The organism is Streptomyces flaveus (assembly GCF_014647675.1).
Classification (GTDB): Bacteria; Actinomycetota; Actinomycetes; order Streptomycetales; family Streptomycetaceae; genus Streptomyces; species Streptomyces flaveus.
Window position 1 is genome coordinate 395,425 of sequence record NZ_BMPQ01000003.1, and the last position, 21,480, is coordinate 416,904.

Below are 21,480 nucleotides of genomic sequence, written 5' to 3' on the forward strand. Positions count from 1 at the left end.
GCCGCGCCGGGAGGCGCCCGGTACCTCTGGGAGGGACGCGTGACGCCATCGTGGCCGGTGCATCGTGGGCGGCCGGGCGGTACCGATGGCCGGTAACCGCACCGGCCGGTCCTCCGCTCCGCGCGCCACCGGGCGCCCCGCCGTCTCCCGCCCGCCGGGCGACAACCCCGTGCGCCGCCTTTACACGCGTGCGCGCCGCGCCTGGGACCGGCCGCTGACCGCGTACTACCTGATCCTCGGCAGCAGCATGCTGATCACCGTGCTGGGGATCGTGATGGTGTACTCGGCCTCCCAGATCAAGGCGCTGCAACTGTCGCTGCCGGGAACGTACTTCTTCCGGAAGCAGTTCCTGGCGGCCGTGCTGGGCACCGTACTGCTGCTGATCGCCTCACGGATGCCGTCCAAGCTGCACCGCGCGCTGGCGTATCCGATGCTCCTGGGCTCGGTCTTCCTGATGGTCCTGGTGCAGATCCCGGGGATAGGGGTGGCGGTGAACGGCAACCAGAACTGGATCTCCATCGGCGGCCCGTTCCAGCTCCAGCCCAGCGAGTTCGGCAAGCTCGCGCTCGTGCTGTGGGGTGCCGATCTGCTCGCCCGCAAACAGGAAAAGCGGCTGCTGACCCAGTGGAAGCACATGCTGGTGCCGCTCGTGCCGGCGGCCTTCATGCTGCTCGGACTGATCATGCTCGGCGGCGACATGGGCACGGCGATCATCCTCACCGCGATCCTGTTCGGGCTGCTCTGGCTGGCCGGAGCCCCGACGCGGCTCTTCGCGGGCGTACTGGCCATCGCCGGGACGATCGGCCTGATGCTGATCACGAGCAGCCCGAACCGCATGGCACGACTCTCCTGCATCGGCGCCACCGAACCCCAGTCAGGACCCGTCGACTGCTGGCAGGCCGTGCACGGAATCTACGCTCTCGCCTCCGGCGGAATTTTCGGTTCCGGTCTCGGTGCGAGCGTGGAGAAATGGGGCCAACTCCCCGAAGCGCACACCGACTTCATCTTCGCCATCACCGGGGAGGAACTGGGCCTGGCGGGGACGCTGTCGGTACTCGCCCTCTTCGCGGCTCTAGGCTATGCGGGTATCCGCGTGGCCGGACGCACGGAGGACCCCTTCGTGAGGTACGCCGCGGGTGGCGTGACCACCTGGATCACGGCCCAGGCCGTGATCAACATCGGTGCGGTGCTCGGCCTGCTGCCGATCGCCGGAGTCCCGCTCCCGCTGTTCTCCTACGGGGGTTCCGCTTTGCTGCCGACCATGTTCGCCATCGGGCTCCTGATCGCCTTCGCGCGGGAGGATCCCGCTGCGCGGGCGGCGCTTGCGATGCGACAACCACGCTTTGGTAGAAAGCGGGCTGGAGGTTCCGGAAACAGTCGGAGACCTCGGAGCTGGAACACGATGCGACGGCGCGCCTCGGCGCGTTCGTCCGGAGAGCGGTGAATTTCGGTGCATGTCGTACTCGCCGGTGGGGGGACCGCCGGCCACATCGAGCCCGCGCTCGCCCTCGCGGACGCCCTGCGCAGGCAGGACCCGACCGTGGGCATCACAGCCCTGGGCACGGAGCGCGGACTCGAGACCCGGCTCGTACCCGAGCGGGGCTATGAACTCGCGCTGATCCCCGCCGTCCCGCTGCCCCGCAAACCCACCCCCGAGCTGATCACCGTCCCCGGGCGGCTGCGCGGCACGATCAAGGCGGCCGAGCAGATCATGGAGCGCACCAAAGCGGACGCGGTCGTCGGCTTCGGCGGCTATGTCGCCCTGCCCGGCTACCTCGCGGCCAAGCGTCTAGGCGTCCCGATCATCGTCCACGAGGCCAACGCCCGACCCGGCCTGGCCAACAAGATCGGTTCGCGGTACGCGGCCCAGGTCGCCGTCTCGACTCCGGACAGCAAGCTCCGCGGCGCCCGCTACATCGGCATCCCGCTGCGCCGCACCATCGCCACCCTCGACCGTGCCGCCGTACGCCCCGAGGCCCGCGCCGCCTTCGGGCTCGACCCGAACCTGCCGACCCTGCTGGTCTCCGGCGGCTCGCAGGGCGCCCGCCGCCTCAACGAGGTGGTCCAGCAGGTCGCCCCGTACCTCCAGCAGGCCGGCATCCAGGTCCTGCACGCGGTCGGCCCCAAGAACGAACTGCCGCAGGTCCAGCAGATGCCGGGGATGCCCCCGTACATCCCGGTACCGTACGTGGACCGGATGGATCTCGCGTACGCCGCGGCCGACATGATGCTCTGCCGGGCGGGCGCGATGACCGTCGCCGAACTCTCCGCCGTCGGACTGCCCGCCGCGTACGTCCCGCTGCCGATCGGCAACGGCGAACAGCGGCTGAACGCCCAGCCGGTGGTCAAGGCCGGCGGCGGGCTGCTGGTCGACGACGCGGAGCTGACGCCGCAGTGGATCCAGGCCAACGTCCTGCCCGTGCTCGCGGATCCGCACCGGCTGTTCGAGATGTCCCGTGCCGCCGCGGAGTTCGGCCGCCGGGACGCCGACGAGCTGCTCGTCGGGATGGTGTACGAGGCGATCGCGTCACGCCGTTAGCGCGTGGCAGAAGGCAGGGGAGCGTGGCCGGACCGACGACCGCAGAGCGAGGCGAACGCCAGCGCCCTCAGTCCGGCCCGCCCTGGCCGCCCCGTCTCGACAGGCTGCCCCGGCCTCGTACGCTCGTCGTGCTGCTCGTCTGCGTCGTACTGCTCGCCGTGGGCGGCGTCTGGGTGCTCTACGGCTCGGGGTGGCTGCGGGTGGAGCGCGTATCGGCTTCGGGGATGCGGGTCCTGTCGGACGAGCAGGTGCTCGCGGCGGCGGACGTTCCGGTCGGATCGCCGTTGATTTCCATCGACACCGATGCGATTGAAGCAGTTCTGCGCAATAAATTGTCCCGAATTGACTCGGTTGATGTCACCCGTTCTTGGCCTAACGAAATCGGGATAAAAGTGAACGAACGCACTCCGGTTCTGATGGTGAAAAAAGGTGGAAAGTTTGTCGAAGTGGACGCCAAGGGAGTGCGATTTGCCACGGTTTCGCGCGCCCCCAAGGGCGTACCCGAACTGAAATTGACTGTGCCTGAGTCGCCTTCCGGAACCTCGCAGTCCGCGAGCCTGCGACGCTTCGGAACAGACCGGCTCGTGCGCGAGGCGGTGCGCGTCGCGGGTGCCCTTCCGGCCGCCGTCGCGCGCGACGCCCGTGCCGTCAAGGTCCGCTCATACGACGCCATCTCACTGGAGTTGAGCGGAAACCGGACCGTCGCGTGGGGCAGTGCAGAGGAGGGCCGGGCGAAGGCGAGAACGCTGACCGCTCTCCTGAAAGCCGCTCCCGAGGCACGGCACTTCGACGTCAGCGTTCCCACCGCCCCTGCATCCTCAGGGAGTTGACGCACATACGCGCAGGCCAGCACCCTGGTTGGGCAGCGCTACGGCTGATCACATAGGGTGAAAAGAAAAACGGGAGGTTCGGCGTGTTCGTTGAACGTGCGCCACTTGTCGACTTAGTGTCCTGTTCGGAAGAGTCCAGGGAACAGACATACTGGTAACCCTAAACTTCAACGTTAGGGTTCGGGTCGGCGAAACGGACCGTCCCATTCGGCATCAGTCGTCGGATCGCGGGCCACCGCGAGGCGACGACACGTAACTCGAGGCGAGAGGCCTTCGACGTGGCAGCACCGCAGAACTACCTCGCAGTCATCAAAGTCATCGGTGTCGGCGGCGGTGGTGTCAATGCCATCAACCGGATGATCGAGGTCGGTCTCAAGGGCGTCGAGTTCATCGCCATCAACACCGACGCGCAAGCCCTGTTGATGAGCGACGCCGACGTCAAGCTCGACGTCGGCCGTGAACTCACCCGCGGACTCGGCGCCGGAGCCAACCCGGCCGTCGGCCGCAAGGCCGCCGAGGATCACCGCGAGGAGATCGAGGAGGTCCTCAAGGGGGCCGACATGGTCTTCGTGACGGCCGGTGAAGGCGGCGGCACCGGCACCGGCGGCGCGCCCGTCGTGGCCAACATCGCCCGTTCCCTCGGCGCCCTCACCATCGGCGTGGTCACGCGCCCGTTCACCTTCGAGGGCCGGCGCCGCGCCAACCAGGCCGAGGACGGCATCGCCGAACTCCGCGAAGAGGTCGACACCCTCATCGTCATCCCGAACGACCGGCTGCTGTCCATCTCGGACCGCCAGGTCAGCGTGCTCGACGCCTTCAAGTCCGCCGACCAGGTACTGCTCTCCGGTGTCCAGGGCATCACCGACCTCATCACCACCCCTGGCCTCATCAACCTCGACTTCGCCGACGTCAAGTCCGTGATGTCCGAGGCGGGTTCGGCGCTCATGGGCATCGGCTCGGCCCGCGGCGACGACCGCGCGGTGGCCGCCGCCGAGATGGCGATCTCCTCGCCGCTCCTGGAAGCCTCCATCGACGGCGCCCGTGGCGTACTGCTCTCCATCTCCGGCGGCTCCGACCTCGGCCTGTTCGAGATCAACGAGGCCGCCCAGCTGGTGAGCGAGGCCGCACACCCCGAGGCCAACATCATCTTCGGCGCGGTCATCGACGACGCGCTGGGCGACGAGGTCCGGGTCACGGTCATCGCGGCCGGCTTCGACGGCGGACAGCCCCCGTCCAAGCGGGACAACGTCCTCGGCTCCTCCGCCAAGCGCGAGGAGTCCGCGCCGGTACGGCCCTCCGAGAGCCGCCCGTCCTTCGGTTCGCTCGGCAGCGTCACGCCGCGCGAGGACGCCCCGGAGCCCGCCCCCGAGCCCGTGAACGAACTGCCGGTCTCCCCGCCGGTCCCGCCGTCGCGGACCTACTCCGACAGCGCGGCCGAAGAGCTGGACGTGCCGGACTTCCTCAAGTGATAGGACACCGCTCCGAAACGAGCACAGTGGGCGGCGCCCACTTCGCCTTCACCGACCGGTGGGGCGGGGTGAGCGCCGTTCCGTACGAGGAGCTCAACCTCGGCGGAGCGGTTGGTGACGACCCCGACGCCGTACGCACCAATCGTGAACTGGCCGCCAAGTCCCTCGGTCTCGACCCGGCCCGGGTCGTCTGGATGAACCAGGTGCACGGGCCGGACGTGGCAGTGATCGGCGAACCCTGGGGAGACCGTCCCGTGCCGGAGGTCGACGCCGTCGTCACCACCCGCCGCAGTCTTGCCCTCGCCGTCCTCACCGCCGACTGCACGCCGGTCCTGCTGGCCGACCCGGTCGCCGGGATCGCGGCCGCCGCTCACGCGGGGCGGCCCGGCATGGTCGCCGGAGTCGTGCCCGCAGCCGTCGCGGCGATGGTCGAACTCGGCGCGGAGCCGGGCCGGATCGTCGCCCGCACCGGCCCCGCCGTCTGCGGCCGTTGCTACGAAGTGCCGGACGAGATGCGCGCCGAGGTCGCCGCCGTCGAGCCGGCGGCGTACGCCGAGACCAGTTGGGGCACTCCGGCAGTCGATGTGACCGCCGGAGTGCACGCGCAACTGGAGCGGCTCGGGGTGTGCGACCGGGCGCAGTCGCCGGTGTGCACGCTCGAATCGGGCGACCACTTCTCGTACCGCCGCGATCGCATCACCGGTCGGCTCGCGGGCTATGTGTGGCTGGACTGATGGGACATGACGGACCGTAAGGCGCAAATCGCCAGAAACCTCACGCAAGTTGAAGAGCGCATCACGGCGGCCTGTGTGGCCGCGGGCCGCAAGCGCGAAGAGGTGACCCTGATCGTGGTCACCAAGACCTACCCCGCGAGCGATGTGCGGATCCTGTCGGAACTCGGCGTGCGTCACGTCGCCGAGAACCGGGACCAGGATGCGGCGCCCAAGGCCGCAGAGTGTTCGGGTCTGCCCCTCACCTGGCACTTCGTCGGTCAGTTGCAGACCAACAAGGTACGTTCCGTGGTCGGTTATGCGGGAATTGTGCAGTCGGTCGACCGGGCCAGGCTCGTCACGGCTCTGTCGAAGGAAGCCGTACGTACCGGACGAGAGGTGGGCTGTCTCATCCAGATCGCGCTCGACGCGGACGAGAGCGGCCGGGGGGCGCGCGGGGGCGTAGGGCCGGACGGAATCGAGGAGTTGGGCGAGCTTGTCGCGAAGGCTCCGGGGTTGCGACTTGACGGACTGATGACCGTCGCTCCGCTCACCGGACCGTACGCAGGGCGTGAACAGGCGGCGTTCGAGCGGCTGATGGATTTGTCGACTGACCTGCGCCGGACTCATCCGGCTGCGAACATGGTCTCGGCAGGGATGAGTTCGGACCTCGAACAGGCCGTGGCGGCCGGAGCGACACATGTACGCGTCGGCACCGCGGTACTCGGAGTCCGTCCCGGGCTCGGGTAACGTCGCCAAGAAGTCGGACCACAGCAGAAAATATGGTCATTACCGCCGAAAGCGGGCATAACGACCTAGTGGATCGCGGGCACTTGGCAATAGTCAGCCGATCCACCACAGAGCGGAGGACTCAGAGCAATGGCCGGCGCGATGCGCAAGATGGCGGTCTACCTCGGCCTCGTGGAGGACGATGGGTACGACGGCAGGGGCTTCGACCCCGACGACGACTTCGAGCCCGAGCTTGATCCGGAGCCCGATCGGGACCGCCGGCGGCATGAGCCGCCGCATCAGTCGCACCAGCCGCATCAGTCCCAACGGGACGAATCGGTACGGGTGGTGCAGCCCCCGGTGCAGCGTGACCCCGTGTCACATTCCGCTTCGCTATCGGCGGAATCGGGACGTCCGGCACGAATCGCCCCCGTGGCATCCATCACACAAGAACGTCAAAGCCTGGAGAAGAACGCACCGGTGATCATGCCCAAGGTCGTGTCGGAACGAGAGCCGTACCGGATCACCACACTGCACCCCCGGACCTACAACGAGGCCCGTACCATCGGGGAACACTTCCGCGAAGGCACCCCGGTGATCATGAACTTGACCGAGATGGATGACACCGATGCCAAGCGACTTGTCGACTTTGCCGCCGGTTTGGTGTTTGGTCTTCATGGGAGCATCGAGCGGGTGACGCAGAAGGTGTTCCTGTTGTCGCCTGCTAACGTCGATGTCACGGCGGAGGACAAGGCCCGCATCGCAGAGGGCGGGTTCTTCAACCAGAGCTGAGACGCAGGACCGGACAGAGTCGGAAACAGGGGAGAGGGAAACGCGGATCATGAGCGTGGTCTTGGATGTTGTCTACATCGCGCTGATGTGTTTCCTCATCGTGCTGATCTTCCGGCTCGTCATGGACTACGTCTTCCAGTTCGCCCGCTCATGGAAACCCGGCAAGGCGATGGTGGTCGTTCTGGAGGCCACCTACACTGTCACGGATCCACCGCTCAAGCTTCTGCGGCGGTTCATCCCGCCGCTGCGTCTCGGGGGCGTGGCGCTCGACCTGTCCTTCTTCGTACTGATGATCATCGTCTACATCCTGATCTCCGTTGTGAGCCGGCTGTGAACGATACGGTCTTGCCGAACGCCGACGATGCCGACGACTACGTTGAGGTGAAGAGATGCCGTTGACCCCCGAGGACGTGCGGAACAAGCAGTTCACGACCGTCCGCCTCCGAGAAGGCTATGACGAGGACGAGGTCGATGCCTTCCTCGACGAGGTCGAAGCCGAACTGACCCGCCTGCTCCGCGAGAACGAGGACTTGCGCGCCAAGCTGGCCGCCGCCACGCGTGCCGCCGCGCAGAACCAGCAGCAGGGCATGCGCAAGCCGCCTGAACAGCAGGACCAGCAGCAGCAAGGGCCGCCGCAGGGTATGCGCGGTGGTCCGGGTGCTCCTGTGCCCGCCGGCATATCGGGCCCGCCGCAGCAGCAGATGGGTGGCCCCATGGGTGGTCCGCCCCAGCTGCCGAGCGGTGCACCGCAGCTGCCCGCGGGTCCCAGCGGGCAGGGCGGTCAGCAGGGTCCCGGCCAGATGGGCCAGGGGCAGATGGGTCAGGGCCAGATGGGTCAGGGCCAGATGGGTCAGGGCCAGATGGGTCAGGGGCCGATGGGCCAGGGTCCCGGCCCGATGCAGGGGCAGCTGCCGCAGCAGATGGGCGGCCCGATGGGCGGTCCCCCGCAGCAGATGGGCGGCCCGATGGGTGGCCCCCCGCAGCAGATGGGCGGCCCCGGTCAGGGCGGTCCCGGTGGCGACAGCGCCGCCCGCGTGCTGTCGCTGGCTCAGCAGACCGCCGACCAGGCGATCGCCGAGGCGCGTTCCGAGGCCAACAAGATCGTCGGTGAGGCCCGCAGCCGTGCCGAGGGTCTGGAGCGTGACGCTCGTGCCAAGGCGGACGCCCTGGAGCGGGACGCGCAGGAGAAGCACCGCGTCGCGATGGGCTCCCTGGAGTCCGCTCGCGCCACGCTGGAGCGCAAGGTCGAGGACCTGCGCGGCTTCGAGCGCGAGTACCGTACGCGGCTGAAGTCCTACCTCGAGTCCCAGCTGCGTCAGCTGGAGACTCAGGCGGACGACTCGTTGGCTCCGCCGCGTCAGCCCGCGGCCGCCTCGCTGCCGTCGTCGTCGCCGTCCATGGCGCCGGCCGGTGCGAGCGCGCCGTCGTACGGCGGCAACCAGTCGATGGGTGGCCCGGCCCCCGCTGCTCCGTCCTACGGCGGCCAGCAGCAGATGTCGCCGGCCATGACCCAGCCGATGGCGCCGGTCCGGCCGCAGGGCCCGTCGCCGATGGGACAGGCTCCCTCCCCGATGCGTGGGTTCCTGATCGACGAGGACGACAACTGACGGCCTCTAATACGCCTTAGGCGTCGGCAGCGTTCAGGGCGAGGCCCCCGGATTTCCGGGGGCCTCGCCCTTTTGTCTCGCGCTTTTGTGCTGACCCGGCGAGCGTCTGTACGTGGGTACGCAACGCCGAAGGCCCGGGCCCACGGAAGAAGTTCGGTGGGCCCGGGCCTTTGTGCGTGCTGTGCGTGCTTACGCCTTGCGGAGGCGGAACGTCAGCGACAGCGACTCGTCCGTGAACGGGGCGCCGTATGTGTCGTCCGCCTCGCCGGACGCGCTGTGTTCATTCAAGAAGTCCGCGGCGAGGACTTCGTCCGCGATGAGGCCGGAGTGCTCCGTGAGGGCCGCGGTGACCTTCGGGTCCGTGGAGGTCCAGCGCAGGGCGATGCGGTCGGCCACGTCGAGGCCGCTGTTCTTGCGGGCCTCCTGGATCAGGCGGATCGCATCACGGGCCAGGCCCGCCTGGCGCAGCTCCTCGGTGAGCTCCAGGTCGAGGGCGACCGTCGCACCGGAGTCCGAGGCGACGGACCAGCCCTCGCGCGGGGTCTCCGTGATGATGACCTCGTCCGGGGCCAGCGTCACCGTCTCGCCGTCGACCTCGACCGACGCCGTGCCCTCGCGCAGGGCCAGGGACAGAGCGGCCGCGTCCGCGTTGGCGACGGCCTTGGCCACGTCCTGGACGCGCTTGCCGAACCTCTTGCCCAGCGCACGGAAGTTGGCCTTGGCGGTCGTGTCGACCAGCGAGCCGCCCACCTCGCTCAGAGACGCCAGCGAGGAGACGTTCAGCTCCTCCGTGATCTGCGCGTGCAGTTCGGGGTTGAGCGCCTCGAACCCGCTCGCCGCGACCAGCGCGCGCGACAGCGGCTGCCGCGTCTTCACACCCGACTCCGCGCGCGTGGCACGGCCCAGCTCCACGAGACGGCGCACCAGCACCATCTGCTTCGACAGCTCCGGGTCGATGGCGGACAGGTCCGCATCCGGCCAGGACGACAGGTGTACGGACTCGGGGGCGCCCGGCGCTACCGGCACCACCAGGTCCTGCCAGACCCGCTCGGTGATGAACGGCGTCAGCGGGGCCATCAGGCGCGTGACGGTCTCGAGGACCTCGTGCAGGGTGCGCAGCGCCGCCTTGTCACCCTGCCAGAAGCGGCGACGAGAGCGGCGTACGTACCAGTTGGACAGGTCGTCGACGAACGCCGACAGGAGCTTTCCGGCGCGCTGGGTGTCGTACGCCTCCAGGGACTGGGTCACCTGGTCGGTGAGCGCGTGGAGTTCGGAAAGGAGCCAGCGGTCCAGGACCGGGCGGTCGGCCGGGGCCGGGTCCGCCTCACTGGGCGTCCAGTTCGAGGTGCGGGCGTACAGGGCCTGGAAGGCGACCGTGTTCCAGTACGTCAGGAGCGTCTTGCGGACGACCTCCTGGATGGTGTTGTGGCCGACGCGGCGGGCCGCCCAGGGGGAGCCGCCGGCCGCCATGAACCAGCGGACCGCGTCCGCGCCGTGCTGGTCCATCAGCGGGATCGGCGGGAGCAGGTTGCCCAGGTGCTTGGACATCTTGCGGCCGTCCTCGGCGAGGATGTGGCCCAGACAGACGACGTTCTCGTACGAGGACTTGTCGAAGACCAGCGTGCCGACGGCCATCAGCGTGTAGAACCAGCCACGCGTCTGGTCGATGGCCTCGCAGATGAACTGCGCCGGGTAGCGCTGCTCGAAGAGCTCCTTGTTCTTGTACGGGTAGCCCCACTGCGCGAACGGCATCGAACCCGAGTCGTACCAGGCGTCGATGACCTCCGGAACGCGTGTGGCCGGCTGTCCGCAGCCGTCCTGGGGGCAGGCGAAGGTGACCTCGTCGATGAACGGGCGGTGCGGGTCGAGGTTCGACTGGTCCGTGCCGGTCAGCTCGGTCAGCTCGGTCCGGGAGCCCACGCAGGTGAGGTGGTCGGCCTCGCAGCGCCAGATGGGCAGCGGGGTGCCCCAGTAGCGGTTGCGGGACAGGGCCCAGTCGATGTTGTTGTTCAGCCAGTCGCCGTAGCGGCCGTGCTTGACCGTATCCGGGAACCAGTTGGTCTTCTCGTTCTCCTGGAGGAGGCGGTCCTTGACGGCCGTGGTGCGGATGTACCAGGACGGCTGCGCGTAGTAGAGGAGCGCGGTGTGGCAGCGCCAGCAGTGCGGGTAGCTGTGCTCGTACGGGATGTGCTTGAAGAGCAGACCGCGGTTCTGGAGGTCCTCCGTGAGCTTTTCGTCGGCCTTCTTGAAGAAGATGCCGCCTACGAGCGGGACGTCCTCTTCGAAGGTGCCGTCGGGACGGACGGGGTTGACCACCGGCAGGCCGTACTCGCGGCAGACCCTGAGGTCGTCCTCACCGAAGGCGGGGGACTGGTGGACCAGACCCGTACCGTCCTCGGTCGTGACGTACTCGGCGTTCACCACGTAGTGGGTCGGCACGTCCGCCGGGAACTCCACGAGCTCGAACGGACGTTGATACGACCAGCGCTCCATCTCGGCGCCCGTGAAGGACTGTCCGGTGGTCTCCCAGCCCTCGCCCAGGGCCTTCTCGACGAGCGGCTCGGCGACGACGAGCTTCTCCTCGCCGTTCGTCGCGACCACGTACGTCACCTCGGCGTGCGCGGCGACGGCCGTGTTGGAGACCAGGGTCCACGGCGTCGTCGTCCAGACCAGGAGCGCGGCCTCGCCCGCGAGCGGACCGGAGGTGAGTGGGAAACGGACGTACACCGAGGGATCGACGACCGTCTCGTAGCCCTGCGCCAGTTCGTGGTCCGACAGGCCCGTGCCGCAGCGCGGGCACCAGGGGGCGACGCGGTGGTTCTGGACCAGCAGGCCCTTGTTGAAGATCTCCTTGAGCGACCACCAGACCGACTCGATGTACTCCGGGTCCATCGTGCGGTACGGGTCGCTGAGGTCGGTCCAGTACCCCATGCGGGTCGTGAGCTCTTCGAAGGCGTCGGTGTGGCGGGTCACGGACTCGCGGCACCTGGCGTTGAACGCGGCGATGCCGTACGCCTCGATGTCCTGCTTGCCGCTGAAGCCGAGCTCCTTCTCCACCGCGATCTCCACCGGCAGGCCGTGGCAGTCCCAGCCGGCCTTGCGGGCCACGTGGTAGCCGCGCATGGTGCGGAAGCGCGGGAAGACGTCCTTGAAGACGCGGGCCTCGATGTGGTGGGTGCCCGGCATGCCGTTGGCGGTGGGCGGGCCCTCGAAGAACACCCACTCAGGGCGGCCCTCGGACTGCTCCAGGCTCTTGGCGAAGATCTTCTGCTCACGCCAGAAGTCGAGCACGGCGTGCTCGAGGGCGGGCAGGTCGACCTGGGCGGGCACCTGGCGGTACTGCGTCGGTTTCATCGGCGAGCTTCCTCCGGCGGACTTTCTGCCTTCCGTCGGAGGGACGAGAGTCGTGTTGCCACCTACGCCGTGTGCGGCGCGCTCCCGCGGTACCACCCTCCTTGGCCCTCCGGGGCGCTGTGCTCCGGTGAGCCCCCTCATTGGGGTCGCGATGCCGGGTCTACTGGCCGCGGCTGGTCACTGCGGCTTTCTTCCGGCGGCTCCGGGGTGATTTTCACGTCGCGCTCGCCCCCGGGCTCGCACCGTCCCCGGGTCGCTCATGGCTGCGTACGCCGCTACTCGTCCCCATCCACGCTTTTCGCTCCGCCCAGTGTACGGCGCCGGACAGACAGCGGCCGACCGGTTTTCCGGGACTCGTGGGCAGGGGTTCACGGGGCGTGGGGGCGGCGCACGGACTGACCCGAATGGCCAGGGGTCGGGGTTCGCGTCCCGGTACGGCCGACTCGGCGGATTACCTGGCGGGGAGCTGGGCACAACGCTTGCAGGCTCGCCACGTGGCACCTGAGAGGCGGGTGAATCGGGCAGCGTGCCCCGTTGCCGCGGGTCAGAAGTCGATTTATCGTCCCAGCACGATTCGCGAACAAGATCACAATATGTGAAGGGGCCGCGGCCATGATGGCGAAGAAGACGGCCGTACCGCAGTCGGTGTCCGGCAGAACCACGGGGGCGGCAGGCGGTGCCGGAGCGGCGGCCAAGGATGTGAGCGGCAAGAAGAGCACGCGGGGTGCCGCGAAGCCGGTGAAGACCGTACGGGGTGGTTCCGGTACTGGAGGTCGTGCCGACGCCCGTGCCGGTGGTGCTGTTGGGGGCGGGAAGCCGGAGGGTACGAAAACAGCTGCTTCGAAGACCGCGAGTACGAAATCGGCCGCTACGAAGAGGGCTGGTGAGAAAACGGCCGCCAAGAAGGAGACGGCTTCGAAGGCGGCCACCAAGAAGAGAGTCACCAAGAAGAGGGCCGGCAAGAAGGAGGTCGCCGAGAAGGGCGCCGTCAAGGAGGGCGGCGTCATGAAGAGCGCGGAGAGTGCCGTCACTGCGGGTGCTCCCACGAAGAGGTCCTCCAAGAGTGCGGTCAGGAAGAGCACGCGTACGGCCAGGAAAGCGGTCGCCTCCGCGGCCAAAGGTGCGGCCGAGGCCGCGAAGACGACGGGAGCCACGACGGTGGTTGCGAAGAAGACTCCTGGTACGGCCACGGCGGCGGGCAAGGCCACCGCGGTTCCCAAGGCACGGCTCTCCGCGGCGGAACCCGGCGAGCTCGCCGTACGCCCCGGTGAGGACCCCTGGACCCCGGAAGAGGTCGCGGAGGCACGTGCGGAGCTGCTCGCGGAGGTGGTGCGACTGCGCGCCGAGATCACGAACTCCGAGGAGTCCCTGGCGGGCCTGATGCGCGACTCCGGGGACGGCGCCGGAGACGATCAGGCGGACACCGGCACCAAGAACATCACGCGCGAGCACGAGATGGCGCTCGCGGCCAACGCCCGGGAGATGCTGGAGCAGACCGAGCGCGCCCTCGAGCGCCTGGACGCGGGCACATACGGCCTCTGCGAGAGCTGCGGCAATCCCATCGGCAAGGCCCGTATGCAGGCCTTCCCGCGCGCCACCCTGTGCGTCGAGTGCAAGCAGAAGACGGAGCGCCGTCACTGAGCGGCACAGTGCGTCCAAGGGGCACATGGGAGCGGGGAACCGTGCCGTACCCTCTCCTCAGTCAGGCACCTAGGTTGAGGGACACACGTGGCAGAGGCGGAGCGCATCATCGGTACGCCGGATATCCCGGGGGCGGCTGGGGCCGAGCCGGAGCACACCGACAAGAGCGCGGCGTCGGACGAGCGGTCCGACTCCTCAGGGGCGCGAGAGCCGGCCGAGCCGTCCGGCTCCGACTCCGGTTCCGAGGAGAAGGCGGCGCAGGCCGAGCGGCCCAGGGGCAAGCGCCGGATCGCCGTGCTGTTCTCGGTCGCCGCCCTGGCGTATGCCCTGGATCTGGTCAGCAAGATCATCGTGGTCGCGAAGCTGGAGCACCATGAGCCGATCGAGATCATCGGGGACTGGCTGAGGTTCGAGGCGATCCGCAACGCGGGCGCGGCCTTCGGCTTCGGGGAGGCCTTCACCGTGATCTTCACGGTGATCGCGACGGCTGTGATCGTGGTGATCGCCCGCCTCGCGCGCAAGCTCTACAGCCTGCCCTGGGCGATCGCGCTCGGCCTGCTGCTCGGTGGCGCGCTCGGCAACCTCACCGACCGCATCTTCCGCTCGCCGGGCGTTTTCGAGGGCGCGGTCGTCGACTTCATCGCCCCCAAGGGCTTCGCGGTCTTCAACCTCGCCGACTCGGCGATCGTCTGCGGCGGCATCCTGATCGTGCTGCTGTCGTTCCGAGGCCTCGACCCGGACGGGACCGTCCACAAGGACTGAGAGTCCGTCGGACCCTGGCGCTCTTCGGCTCGCGTCAGGGGATGTCGGACCCGTCCGGCATACTCGACGGGTGAGCACAAGTCCCGAGATCCGTACCCTGCCCGTGCCCGACGGCCTGGAGGGCGAGCGCGTCGACGCCGCCATATCACGCATGTTCGGCTTCTCCCGTACGAAGGCGGCGGAACTGGCCGCGGCAGGCAAGGTGCTGGTCGACGGCACGGCGGTCGGCAAGTCCGAGCGGGTGCAGGGCGGTGCGTGGCTGGAGGTCGAGATGCCACAGGCGCCCGCGCCCGTGCAGATCGTCGCCGAGCCCGTCGAAGGCATGGAGATCGTGCACGACGACGAGGACGTGGTGGTGATCGTCAAGCCCGTCGGGGTCGCCGCGCACCCCAGCCCCGGCTGGTCGGGCCCCACGGTGATCGGCGGGCTCGCAGCTGCCGGATACCGCATCTCGACCTCGGGCGCCGCCGAGCGCCAGGGCATCGTGCACCGCCTGGACGTGGGCACCTCGGGCCTGATGGTGGTGGCCAAGTCGGAGTACGCGTACACGTCGCTGAAGCGCCAGTTCAAAGAGCGCACGGTCGACAAGCGCTACCACGCGCTGGTCCAGGGCCATCCGGACCCGACCAGCGGCACCATCGACGCGCCCATCGGCCGCCACCCGACCCACGACTACAAGTGGGCGGTCACGGCCGAGGGCAAGCCCTCCGTGACGCATTACGACCTGGTCGAGGCGTTCCGGGCGGCCTCCTTGCTCGACATCAAGCTGGAGACCGGGCGCACGCATCAGATCCGCGTCCACATGGCCGCCCACCGGCATCCGTGCGTGGGTGACCTGACGTACGGCGCGGACCCGACGCTCGCCAAGCGGCTCGGGCTGACCCGGCAGTGGCTGCACGCCGTGCGGCTCGGCTTCGAGCACCCAGGGGACGGGCAGTGGGCGGAGTTCGCCTGCGACTACCCCGCGGACCTGCAGCAGGCGCTGGACCAGGTGCGGGAAGAGACCTACGCATGAGCGCGTCGTACGCGGTGAGGGTGGCCGAGGACCCCGCCGACCGTGAGGCCTGCTTCGCGGTGCGCAAGGAGGTTTTCGTCAGCGAGCAGCAGGTCCCCGAGGACCTGGAGTACGACGTGTACGACGCCGACGCTGTGCATGTCCTCGCCATCCGCGAGGACGGGGTGCCGATCGGCGCGGGGCGCCTGCTGTACGGCGAGGCGGCGGCCGCCAAGACCGGCGGTGACCGGGCCGTCGGGTCCCTGGGGCGGCTCGCCGTCCTGAAGTCCGCGCGCGGACTCGGTGTCGGTATCGCGCTCGTCCGGGGCATCGAGGACGCGGCACGCGCGCGTGGGCTGACGGCGGTCGATCTGCACGCACAGACGCATGCGCTGGGGTTCTACGAGCGGCTGGGGTATGTGGCGTACGGCCCGGAATATCTCGAAGCGGGGATTCCTCATCAGGCGATGAGGCGCTCTCTTTAGCTGCTGTTCTGGCTTTGGCTGCCCAGGTCGTCCAGGTCAATGGTGGGGTGGAATGTAGCCACTGAGCCGGTTGCCTCCGGCGGTTGGGTTCGTTGGCGGGTGCGGGTGTGTGGGTGGCTGGTCGCGCAGTTCCCCGCGCCCCTGGGTGGGTGGGTCGGGGTCGTGGGCCGGTGCGTCAGCCCGTCGCAGGGCGGGCATACGGCCCTTAGCTGGTACAGGGTGCGGGTTCTCCGAGACCGAAGCTAAGCGACGGGCATAGGACGCACCGGCCCACGACCCCTCCCGCCGGTGGGCAAGTGCGGGCACGTCGGGGTGTTTTCCGTCGGCGGGCGAGTGCGGGAGCGTGTGTCTTGGCTAAGGGGCGCGGTCCGTTCGTGGTGGGGCATGGATGCGGCCTCGGTTTGTGCGTGGTATCGAACCGTCCGGCGGGGAGCCCGGGGGCAGGATCGCGTCGGCTGTGTTGACGCGGGGGAGCCCGTAGGGGTGGTGTTCGGTGAGCCAGCGGAGGAGGTGTTCGCGGACTGTGACGCGGACCGTCCACAGGTCGTCGGGGTCCTTGGCGGTCACCAGGGCGCGTAGCTCCATGGTGGTGGGCGTCGAGTCGGTGACGGTCAGATCGTAGTGGCGGCCGTCCCAGGCCGGGCACTCGCGCAGGATGTCGCGGAGCCGCTCTCGCATCGCCTCCAGGGGCGTGCTGTGGTCCACGTGCAGGAAGACCGTGCCGGTCATCTGGACGCCGCCGCGGGACCAGTTCTCGAAGGGCTTGGACGTGAAGTACGAGACCGGCATGGTGATCCGGCGCTCGTCCCAGGTGCGTACGGTCAGGAATGTCAGTGTGATCTCGTCGACCGTGCCCCATTCGCCGTCCACCACCACCACGTCGCCGAGCCGCACCATGTCGCCGAAGGCGATCTGCATCCCCGCGAAGAGATTGCCGAGCGTGGACTGTGCGGCCACACCGGCGACGATGCCGAGGATGCCGGCCGAGGCGAGCAGTGAGGCCCCGGCCGCCCGCATCGCGGGGAAGGTGAACAGCATCGCGGCGATCGCGACCACACCGACGATCGCCGTGACCACGCGCATGATCAGCGACACCTGCGTGCGCACGCGGCGGACCCGGGCCGGGTCGCGGTGGGTGGACGCGTAACGGGCGTACGACGTCTCGACGATCGCCGCCGCGATACGTACCACCAGCCAGGCGGCGGATCCGATGAGCACCAGCGTCAGGGCTCGGCCTATCGCGGAGGAGTGGGACGGGAAGATTCGCGCCTGGTCGTACGAGCCTCTCAGGAAGGCCGTGAGCAGTACGACCTGGAAGGGGATGCGGGCGCGGCGCAGCAGGCCCCACAGTGGGGTCTCGCTGTGCCGGTCGTCGATGCGTCGCATCGTCCGGTCCACGGCCCAGCCGATCACCAGGGTGAGGACGACGGAGCCGCCGACGACGATCAGCGGGCGCAGTACGTTCTCCATGCCCTCGACGGTAACCGGCTCCGGCCCGTCATGAACATGTAGCCCCGGCCCGGGCTTCCGTCCGGCGCCGTTGATGTCAGTGGCGGCTGGCACGATGGCCTCATGGACATTGTGCTCTTCCACTCGACCTACGGGCTGCGGCCCGCGGTGCGTGATGCGGCGGACCGGCTGCGCGCAGCGGGCCACGAGGTGTGGACGCCCGACCTTTTCGAGGGGCGGACCTTCGAGACCGTCGAGGAGGGCATGGCCTTCAAGGATGAGATAGGCAAGGACGAGCTGCTCAAGCGCGCGATTCTGGCCGCCGCGCCCTACTCGGAGCGAGGTCTCGTCTACGCCGGGTTCTCTCTCGGCGCCGCGACCGCCCAGACGCTGGCGCTGGGCGATGAGAAGGCGCGAGGGCTCCTGCTGCTGCACGGCACCTCGGACATCGCCGAGAACGCGTCGGTGGACGAGCTGCCGGTCCAGCTGCACGTGGCCGAGCCGGACGCCTTCGAGCCCGACGACTGGCTGAACGCCTGGTATCTCCGGATGGGCAGGGCGGGCGCCGACGTGGAGGTCCACAGATACGCGGGAGCCGGTCACCTCTACACGGATCCCGGTCTGCCGGACTACGACAAGGAGGCGGCCGAGGCCACCTGGCGGGTGGCGCTCGGCTTCCTCGAGAGCCTCTGAGGGACAGAAGAAGGGGTCAGTTCACCGGCGCGTACACCCGCTCGACCTTCTGCGTGCCGCTGCGTGTGCGGTACGAACGGGCCCAGGACGCTGTGGCGTTGGCGCTCGTGCGGTTGGAGAGGACGTAGTAGTCCATCTGCGTGCGCTCGGCGGTGAGGTCCAGTACGCCGTAGCCGTGCCGGTCGGTGTCGACCCAGTGGACGTGCCGGTTGGCGGCGCGGATCACGGGTGCGGCCACGGCGGAGAGGGTGCCCTCGGGGACGTTGACGAGGTCGTCCAGGTTGTCGGAGGTGACCGATGTGACGACGAACTCGGTGGCGGCGGAGGGGGACAGGGGGTATGTACCGGCGTTGTACGGCACGTCGTTGGCCCAGGCCATGTGGATGTCGCCGGTGAGGAAGACGGTGTTGCGGATGGCGTTGCTGCGCAGATGCGCGAGCAGTTCGCGGCGGTCGTCGGTGTAGCCGTCCCACTGGTCGGTGATGAGGGCCAGTCCCTCCTTGGGCAGGCCGAGCAGCTCCGCGAGCGGTTTCAGGATCTCGGCGGAGAGCGAGCCGATGGCGAACGGCGCGATCATCACCGAGTTGCCGACCAGCCGCCAGGTGGTGTCGGACGCCGTCAACCCCGCCTTCAGCCAGTCGAGTTGGGGCCGGCCCGTGAGCGTACGGTTCGGATCGTCGACACCACCGTTGCCGACCGACACCTGCTGCGAACGGAAGGACCGCAGGTCGAGCAGCGAGAGATCGGCCAACTTGCCGAAGCGCAGCCGACGATAGGTCGTGCCCTCGATCGCCGGGCGGACCGGCATCCACTCGAAGTAGGCCTGCTTGGCGGCCGCTTGGCGGGCCGAGTAGGTGCCCTCCGCGCCCTCGGTGTGGTTCTCGGCGCCGCCCGACCACGCGTCGTTGGCGATTTCGTGGTCGTCCCAGATGGCGATGACGGGGGCGGCGGCGTGCAGAGCTTGTAGATCGGGGTCGGTCTTGTAACGGCCGTGCCGCGTGCGGTAGTCGGCGAGCGTGAGGATCTCGTGGGCGGGAGCGTGCGGGCGTACGACGGTGCCGCGCGTCCCGTACTCGCCCGTGCCGTACTCGTAGATGTAGTCGCCCAGATGCAGCCAGGCGTCCAGGTCGCCGCGTGCGGCCAGGTGCCGGTACGCCGAGAAGTGGCCGGCCTCCCAGTTGGCGCAGGACACCACGCCGAAGCGCAGGCCGGCCACGGCCGCGTCGGTGGCCGGGGCGGTGCGGGTGCGGGCGGCCGGGGAGTCGGTGCCCGCGCTGGAGAAGCGGAACCAGTAGTCCGTGGCGGGCTTCAAGCTGCGTATGTCCGCCTTCACGGTGTGGTCGGAGGCGGCGGACGCGGTGGTGGAGCCCTTGGCGACAACATTCATGAACGCCTTGTCCAGGGCGACGGTCCAGCTCACCTCGACGTCCGGGCCGAGCCCGGAGCCGGGCACGGCCTCCGGCGTGGGCGTCACCCGGGTCCACAGCAGGATGCCGTCGGGCAGAGGGTCACCGGAGGCGACACCGTGCAGGAACGCGGGGGCCTCGGCGGCGGCCCGGGCGGGTGTCGCGGCGGCGAGCGTGCCCGCGAGCGCGGCGGTCGCCGCTGCCGCCTTGACGACCGTACGGCGGCGCGGGGCGGGCGAGTTGGGGGAATTGAGAGAGTTGGGGGGATTGGGGTTGGAGTGGGATCTGATGCGACTGGTCACGGGCGCTCAGATTACTGATCAGTACATGGCGAGAGCGGGCGAACTCGGAAAGTTCGCCCGCTCTTCGGCGCGGGTTCGCTCAGGGACCCGAGCAAAGGGCCTGAGCGCTCTCTGGGCGGCTCAGGCTGCCAGTGCCTTGCTGATCGCCGCCTCGTAGTCGGCGACGGTCATCGGCGCGTTCTTGCCGTCGGAGCCGGTGAGCGTCTTGCCGTCCATCTTCAGCGTCGGCGTGCCCTGGACACCGCTGTCGTCGAACTTCTCCGACATGAGCAGTGCCCACTTGTCGTAGGTGCCGTTCTCCACCGCCGTCTGGAACTTCTTGTTGTCCTTCAGCGCGTCGACGGTGTCGGCCACCTCGATCAGGTACGAGTCGTCCTTGAACTTGTCCTGGCTCTCCTCGGGGTGGTACTTCGCCGAGTAGAGCGCGGCCTTGTACTCCAGGAAGGCGTCCGTGCTGACGTTCAGGGCGGCGCCCATCGCGCTGAGCGCGTTCTTGGAGCCCTCGCCCTGGGTGGCGTCGTCGATGAACGTGGCGCCGATGAACTGGACCTTGTACTTCCCGTCCTCGATGCCCTTGTCGACCGTCGAGCCGACCGTCTGCTCGAACTGCGCACAGATCGGGCAGCGCGGGTCCTCGTACATCTCCAGGGTCTTCTTGGCACTGCTCTTGCCGATGACGACGGTCGTGCCGTTCTCACCGGTGGTGTGGGCGGGCTTGACGAGCTTGTCGTCCTTCGCGGCCTCCCAGTAGCCGGGCTTGTTGCCCTGGACGACGGCGTAACTGATGCCGCCGGCTATCGCGAGGACACCGACGACGGAGCCGGCGACGACGATCTGCCGCTTGACCTTGGCGCGCTTGGCCTGGCGCTCGCGCTCGGCGCGCAGCCGCTCACGGGCCGCCGTCTTTGCTGCCTGGCTGTTCCTCTTGCTCATGATCGTTTTCTCCGTGTGAAGGCATGGGGATGTGGACTGCTGGGCTCAGCCGTGGTTCACGCCGTTGAGGCGGGAACGAGCGAACACGGCGGTCCACGCCGTCCCAGGGAGTGCACGAAGAAGTGGCTGCGGGGCGCGCTCGTACGGCGCACGGGGCGCGACAGCCGGTGTACCGGCGCCGGCCGCACGGTCACCATGGCGACGGCGACCAGCAGCGGCCGGAACGTGGAGGCGACGGCCGCGCACAGGAGTTGGGCCAGGGCCCGCTCGCCGCGCCGCAGCCAGGCGGCCGCGAGGAGGCCGACGCCGACGTGTGCGGCGAGCAGCACCCAGGCGGCGGCCGGATCGGCATGGGCGAGGAAGGCGGCGGCACCGTCGCCTTCGCCAGTCACCCGTGCCAGCGGAGTGCCGACCTCGCCGGCGCACAGGAAGTCGAAGCCGACCGAACGCAACGGTCCCGCCACCGGGCCGCCCGCCCTGCCGTAACAGGCGTGCTGGCCCGCTGTGAACAGCGTGTCGGCGGCCAGCTCCAGCGGGATCAGCAGGGCGGCGATCCGCCCGAAGCCGCGCTCGTGTCCTGCCAACGCGTACGAGATGACGAAGACGGCGGCGGTGAGCGCGGCCACGGTGGCCAGCGGCAGCGGGGCCCGGGACAGCAGCACGTGCGACGCGACGGACAGTGTCACGACGACTGCCGTGAACAGTGCCGCGCGTACGGCTCTCAGCTGGGTCCCGGATATGTCCATAGCGGTGGAGAGTGTGTCACGTACTCCTGTAAGGGAGCG

General features: G+C 69.0%; 19 protein-coding genes. 14 read left to right on the forward strand and 5 right to left on the reverse strand.

Features of this window, described 5'->3' with window-relative positions; translation table 11 throughout:
* Positions 1–85 precede the first annotated feature (85 nt).
* From ftsW to IEZ21_RS08555, 9 genes are all read left to right on the forward strand, one after another.
* Positions 86–1,444 (forward strand): putative lipid II flippase FtsW, encoded by a 1,359-nt coding sequence (gene ftsW, locus IEZ21_RS08515; protein WP_189321241.1) that lies wholly within the window; start codon positions 86–88, stop codon positions 1,442–1,444.
* A 6-nt stretch (positions 1,445–1,450) separates the two neighbouring features.
* Entirely contained in the window at positions 1,451–2,539 is a 1,089-nt protein-coding gene (murG, locus tag IEZ21_RS08520) for an undecaprenyldiphospho-muramoylpentapeptide beta-N-acetylglucosaminyltransferase (RefSeq protein WP_189321242.1), read from the forward strand.
* 23 nt (positions 2,540–2,562) lie between these two features.
* Positions 2,563–3,369 carry a cell division protein FtsQ/DivIB gene (locus IEZ21_RS08525; RefSeq protein ID WP_189321243.1) on the forward strand — a complete coding sequence of 269 codons (807 nt, stop codon included), beginning with the start codon at positions 2,563–2,565 and terminating at the stop codon, positions 3,367–3,369.
* 278 nt (positions 3,370–3,647) lie between these two features.
* Positions 3,648–4,838, forward strand: a complete 1,191-nt coding sequence (gene ftsZ / locus IEZ21_RS08530; RefSeq protein WP_189321244.1) for a cell division protein FtsZ — start codon at positions 3,648–3,650, stop codon at positions 4,836–4,838.
* Between the two features lie 26 nt (positions 4,839–4,864).
* Positions 4,865–5,572 (forward strand): peptidoglycan editing factor PgeF, encoded by a 708-nt coding sequence (gene pgeF, locus IEZ21_RS08535; RefSeq protein ID WP_189321245.1) that lies wholly within the window; start codon positions 4,865–4,867, stop codon positions 5,570–5,572.
* Positions 5,573–5,578: 6 nt separating this feature from the next.
* Positions 5,579–6,298, forward strand: coding sequence for a YggS family pyridoxal phosphate-dependent enzyme (locus IEZ21_RS08540; RefSeq protein WP_189321246.1), 720 nt, complete (start codon positions 5,579–5,581; stop codon positions 6,296–6,298).
* Between the two features lie 129 nt (positions 6,299–6,427).
* Positions 6,428–7,069 (forward strand): cell division protein SepF, encoded by a 642-nt coding sequence (locus tag IEZ21_RS08545; RefSeq protein ID WP_033318071.1) that lies wholly within the window; start codon positions 6,428–6,430, stop codon positions 7,067–7,069.
* A gap of 49 nt (positions 7,070–7,118) precedes the next feature.
* Positions 7,119–7,403, forward strand: coding sequence for a YggT family protein (locus IEZ21_RS08550; RefSeq protein ID WP_189321247.1), 285 nt, complete (start codon positions 7,119–7,121; stop codon positions 7,401–7,403).
* Positions 7,404–7,458: 55 nt separating this feature from the next.
* The gene (locus tag IEZ21_RS08555; protein ID WP_189321248.1) at positions 7,459–8,676 is read left to right on the forward strand and encodes a DivIVA domain-containing protein; all 1,218 of its coding nucleotides are present in this window, start codon (positions 7,459–7,461) and stop codon (positions 8,674–8,676) included.
* 189 nt (positions 8,677–8,865) lie between these two features.
* Here the strand turns inward: IEZ21_RS08555 and ileS are convergent, their stop codons facing one another.
* Positions 8,866–12,030, reverse strand: coding sequence for an isoleucine--tRNA ligase (ileS, locus tag IEZ21_RS08560; RefSeq protein WP_189321249.1), 3,165 nt, complete (start codon positions 12,028–12,030; stop codon positions 8,866–8,868).
* A gap of 612 nt (positions 12,031–12,642) precedes the next feature.
* Here ileS and IEZ21_RS08565 point away from each other — a divergent pair.
* The 4 genes from IEZ21_RS08565 to IEZ21_RS08580 all read left to right on the forward strand — a co-directional run bounded on the left by IEZ21_RS08565 (position 12,643) and on the right by IEZ21_RS08580 (position 15,912).
* A complete protein-coding gene (locus IEZ21_RS08565) occupies positions 12,643–13,671 on the forward strand; it encodes a TraR/DksA family transcriptional regulator (RefSeq protein ID WP_189321250.1) in 1,029 nt (342 codons plus the stop codon).
* Positions 13,672–13,758: 87 nt separating this feature from the next.
* Positions 13,759–14,433: a signal peptidase II gene (gene lspA / locus IEZ21_RS08570; RefSeq protein WP_189321251.1), complete on the forward strand. Its 675-nt coding sequence runs from the start codon at positions 13,759–13,761 to the stop codon at positions 14,431–14,433.
* A gap of 70 nt (positions 14,434–14,503) precedes the next feature.
* Complete coding sequence (locus IEZ21_RS08575; RefSeq protein ID WP_033318066.1) at positions 14,504–15,448, forward strand: RluA family pseudouridine synthase; 945 nt, start codon at positions 14,504–14,506, stop codon at positions 15,446–15,448.
* The gene (locus IEZ21_RS08580) at positions 15,445–15,912 is read left to right on the forward strand and encodes a GNAT family N-acetyltransferase (RefSeq protein ID WP_189321252.1); all 468 of its coding nucleotides are present in this window, start codon (positions 15,445–15,447) and stop codon (positions 15,910–15,912) included. Before IEZ21_RS08575 ends, IEZ21_RS08580 begins: the two co-directional genes overlap by 4 nt.
* Before the next feature lie 354 nt (positions 15,913–16,266).
* Here IEZ21_RS08580 and IEZ21_RS08585 read toward each other — a convergent pair whose 3' ends face one another.
* On the reverse strand, positions 16,267–17,382 hold the full coding sequence (locus tag IEZ21_RS08585) for a mechanosensitive ion channel family protein (RefSeq protein ID WP_189321253.1): 1,116 nt from the start codon (positions 17,380–17,382) through the stop codon (positions 16,267–16,269).
* A 102-nt stretch (positions 17,383–17,484) separates the two neighbouring features.
* Here IEZ21_RS08585 and IEZ21_RS08590 point away from each other — a divergent pair, with 102 nt between their 5' ends.
* Entirely contained in the window at positions 17,485–18,054 is a 570-nt protein-coding gene (locus IEZ21_RS08590; RefSeq protein WP_189321254.1) for a dienelactone hydrolase family protein, read from the forward strand.
* A gap of 16 nt (positions 18,055–18,070) precedes the next feature.
* On the opposite strand, the gene IEZ21_RS08595 is transcribed toward IEZ21_RS08590, so the two are convergent.
* The 3 genes from IEZ21_RS08595 to IEZ21_RS08605 form a co-directional block, all read right to left on the reverse strand.
* On the reverse strand, positions 18,071–19,762 hold the full coding sequence (locus IEZ21_RS08595) for an alkaline phosphatase D family protein (RefSeq protein WP_189321255.1): 1,692 nt from the start codon (positions 19,760–19,762) through the stop codon (positions 18,071–18,073).
* A 120-nt stretch (positions 19,763–19,882) separates the two neighbouring features.
* Entirely contained in the window at positions 19,883–20,695 is an 813-nt protein-coding gene (locus tag IEZ21_RS08600; RefSeq protein WP_189321256.1) for a thioredoxin domain-containing protein, read from the reverse strand.
* Positions 20,696–20,751: 56 nt separating this feature from the next.
* Positions 20,752–21,441 carry a hypothetical protein gene (locus IEZ21_RS08605; RefSeq protein WP_189321257.1) on the reverse strand — a complete coding sequence of 230 codons (690 nt, stop codon included), beginning with the start codon at positions 21,439–21,441 and terminating at the stop codon, positions 20,752–20,754.
* Between the last annotated feature and the right edge of the window lie 39 nt (positions 21,442–21,480).

Excerpts from the sequence above, each read along its gene's own strand:
- ftsW (WP_189321241.1), top strand. The coding sequence starts at position 86 with ATGGCCGGTAACCGCACCGGCCGGTCCTCCGCTCCGCGCGCCACCGGG.
- IEZ21_RS08540 (WP_189321246.1), top strand. The coding sequence starts at position 5,579 with ATGACGGACCGTAAGGCGCAAATCGCCAGAAACCTCACGCAAGTTGAA.
- IEZ21_RS08545 (WP_033318071.1), top strand. The coding sequence starts at position 6,428 with ATGGCCGGCGCGATGCGCAAGATGGCGGTCTACCTCGGCCTCGTGGAG.
- IEZ21_RS08550 (WP_189321247.1), top strand. The coding sequence starts at position 7,119 with ATGAGCGTGGTCTTGGATGTTGTCTACATCGCGCTGATGTGTTTCCTC.
- IEZ21_RS08555 (WP_189321248.1), top strand. The coding sequence starts at position 7,459 with ATGCCGTTGACCCCCGAGGACGTGCGGAACAAGCAGTTCACGACCGTC.
- ileS (WP_189321249.1), bottom strand. The coding sequence starts at position 12,030 with ATGAAACCGACGCAGTACCGCCAGGTGCCCGCCCAGGTCGACCTGCCC.
- IEZ21_RS08565 (WP_189321250.1), top strand. The coding sequence starts at position 12,643 with ATGATGGCGAAGAAGACGGCCGTACCGCAGTCGGTGTCCGGCAGAACC.
- IEZ21_RS08580 (WP_189321252.1), top strand. The coding sequence starts at position 15,445 with ATGAGCGCGTCGTACGCGGTGAGGGTGGCCGAGGACCCCGCCGACCGT.
- IEZ21_RS08585 (WP_189321253.1), bottom strand. The coding sequence starts at position 17,382 with ATGGAGAACGTACTGCGCCCGCTGATCGTCGTCGGCGGCTCCGTCGTC.
- IEZ21_RS08590 (WP_189321254.1), top strand. The coding sequence starts at position 17,485 with ATGGACATTGTGCTCTTCCACTCGACCTACGGGCTGCGGCCCGCGGTG.
- IEZ21_RS08600 (WP_189321256.1), bottom strand. The coding sequence starts at position 20,695 with ATGAGCAAGAGGAACAGCCAGGCAGCAAAGACGGCGGCCCGTGAGCGG.
- IEZ21_RS08605 (WP_189321257.1), bottom strand. The coding sequence starts at position 21,441 with ATGGACATATCCGGGACCCAGCTGAGAGCCGTACGCGCGGCACTGTTC.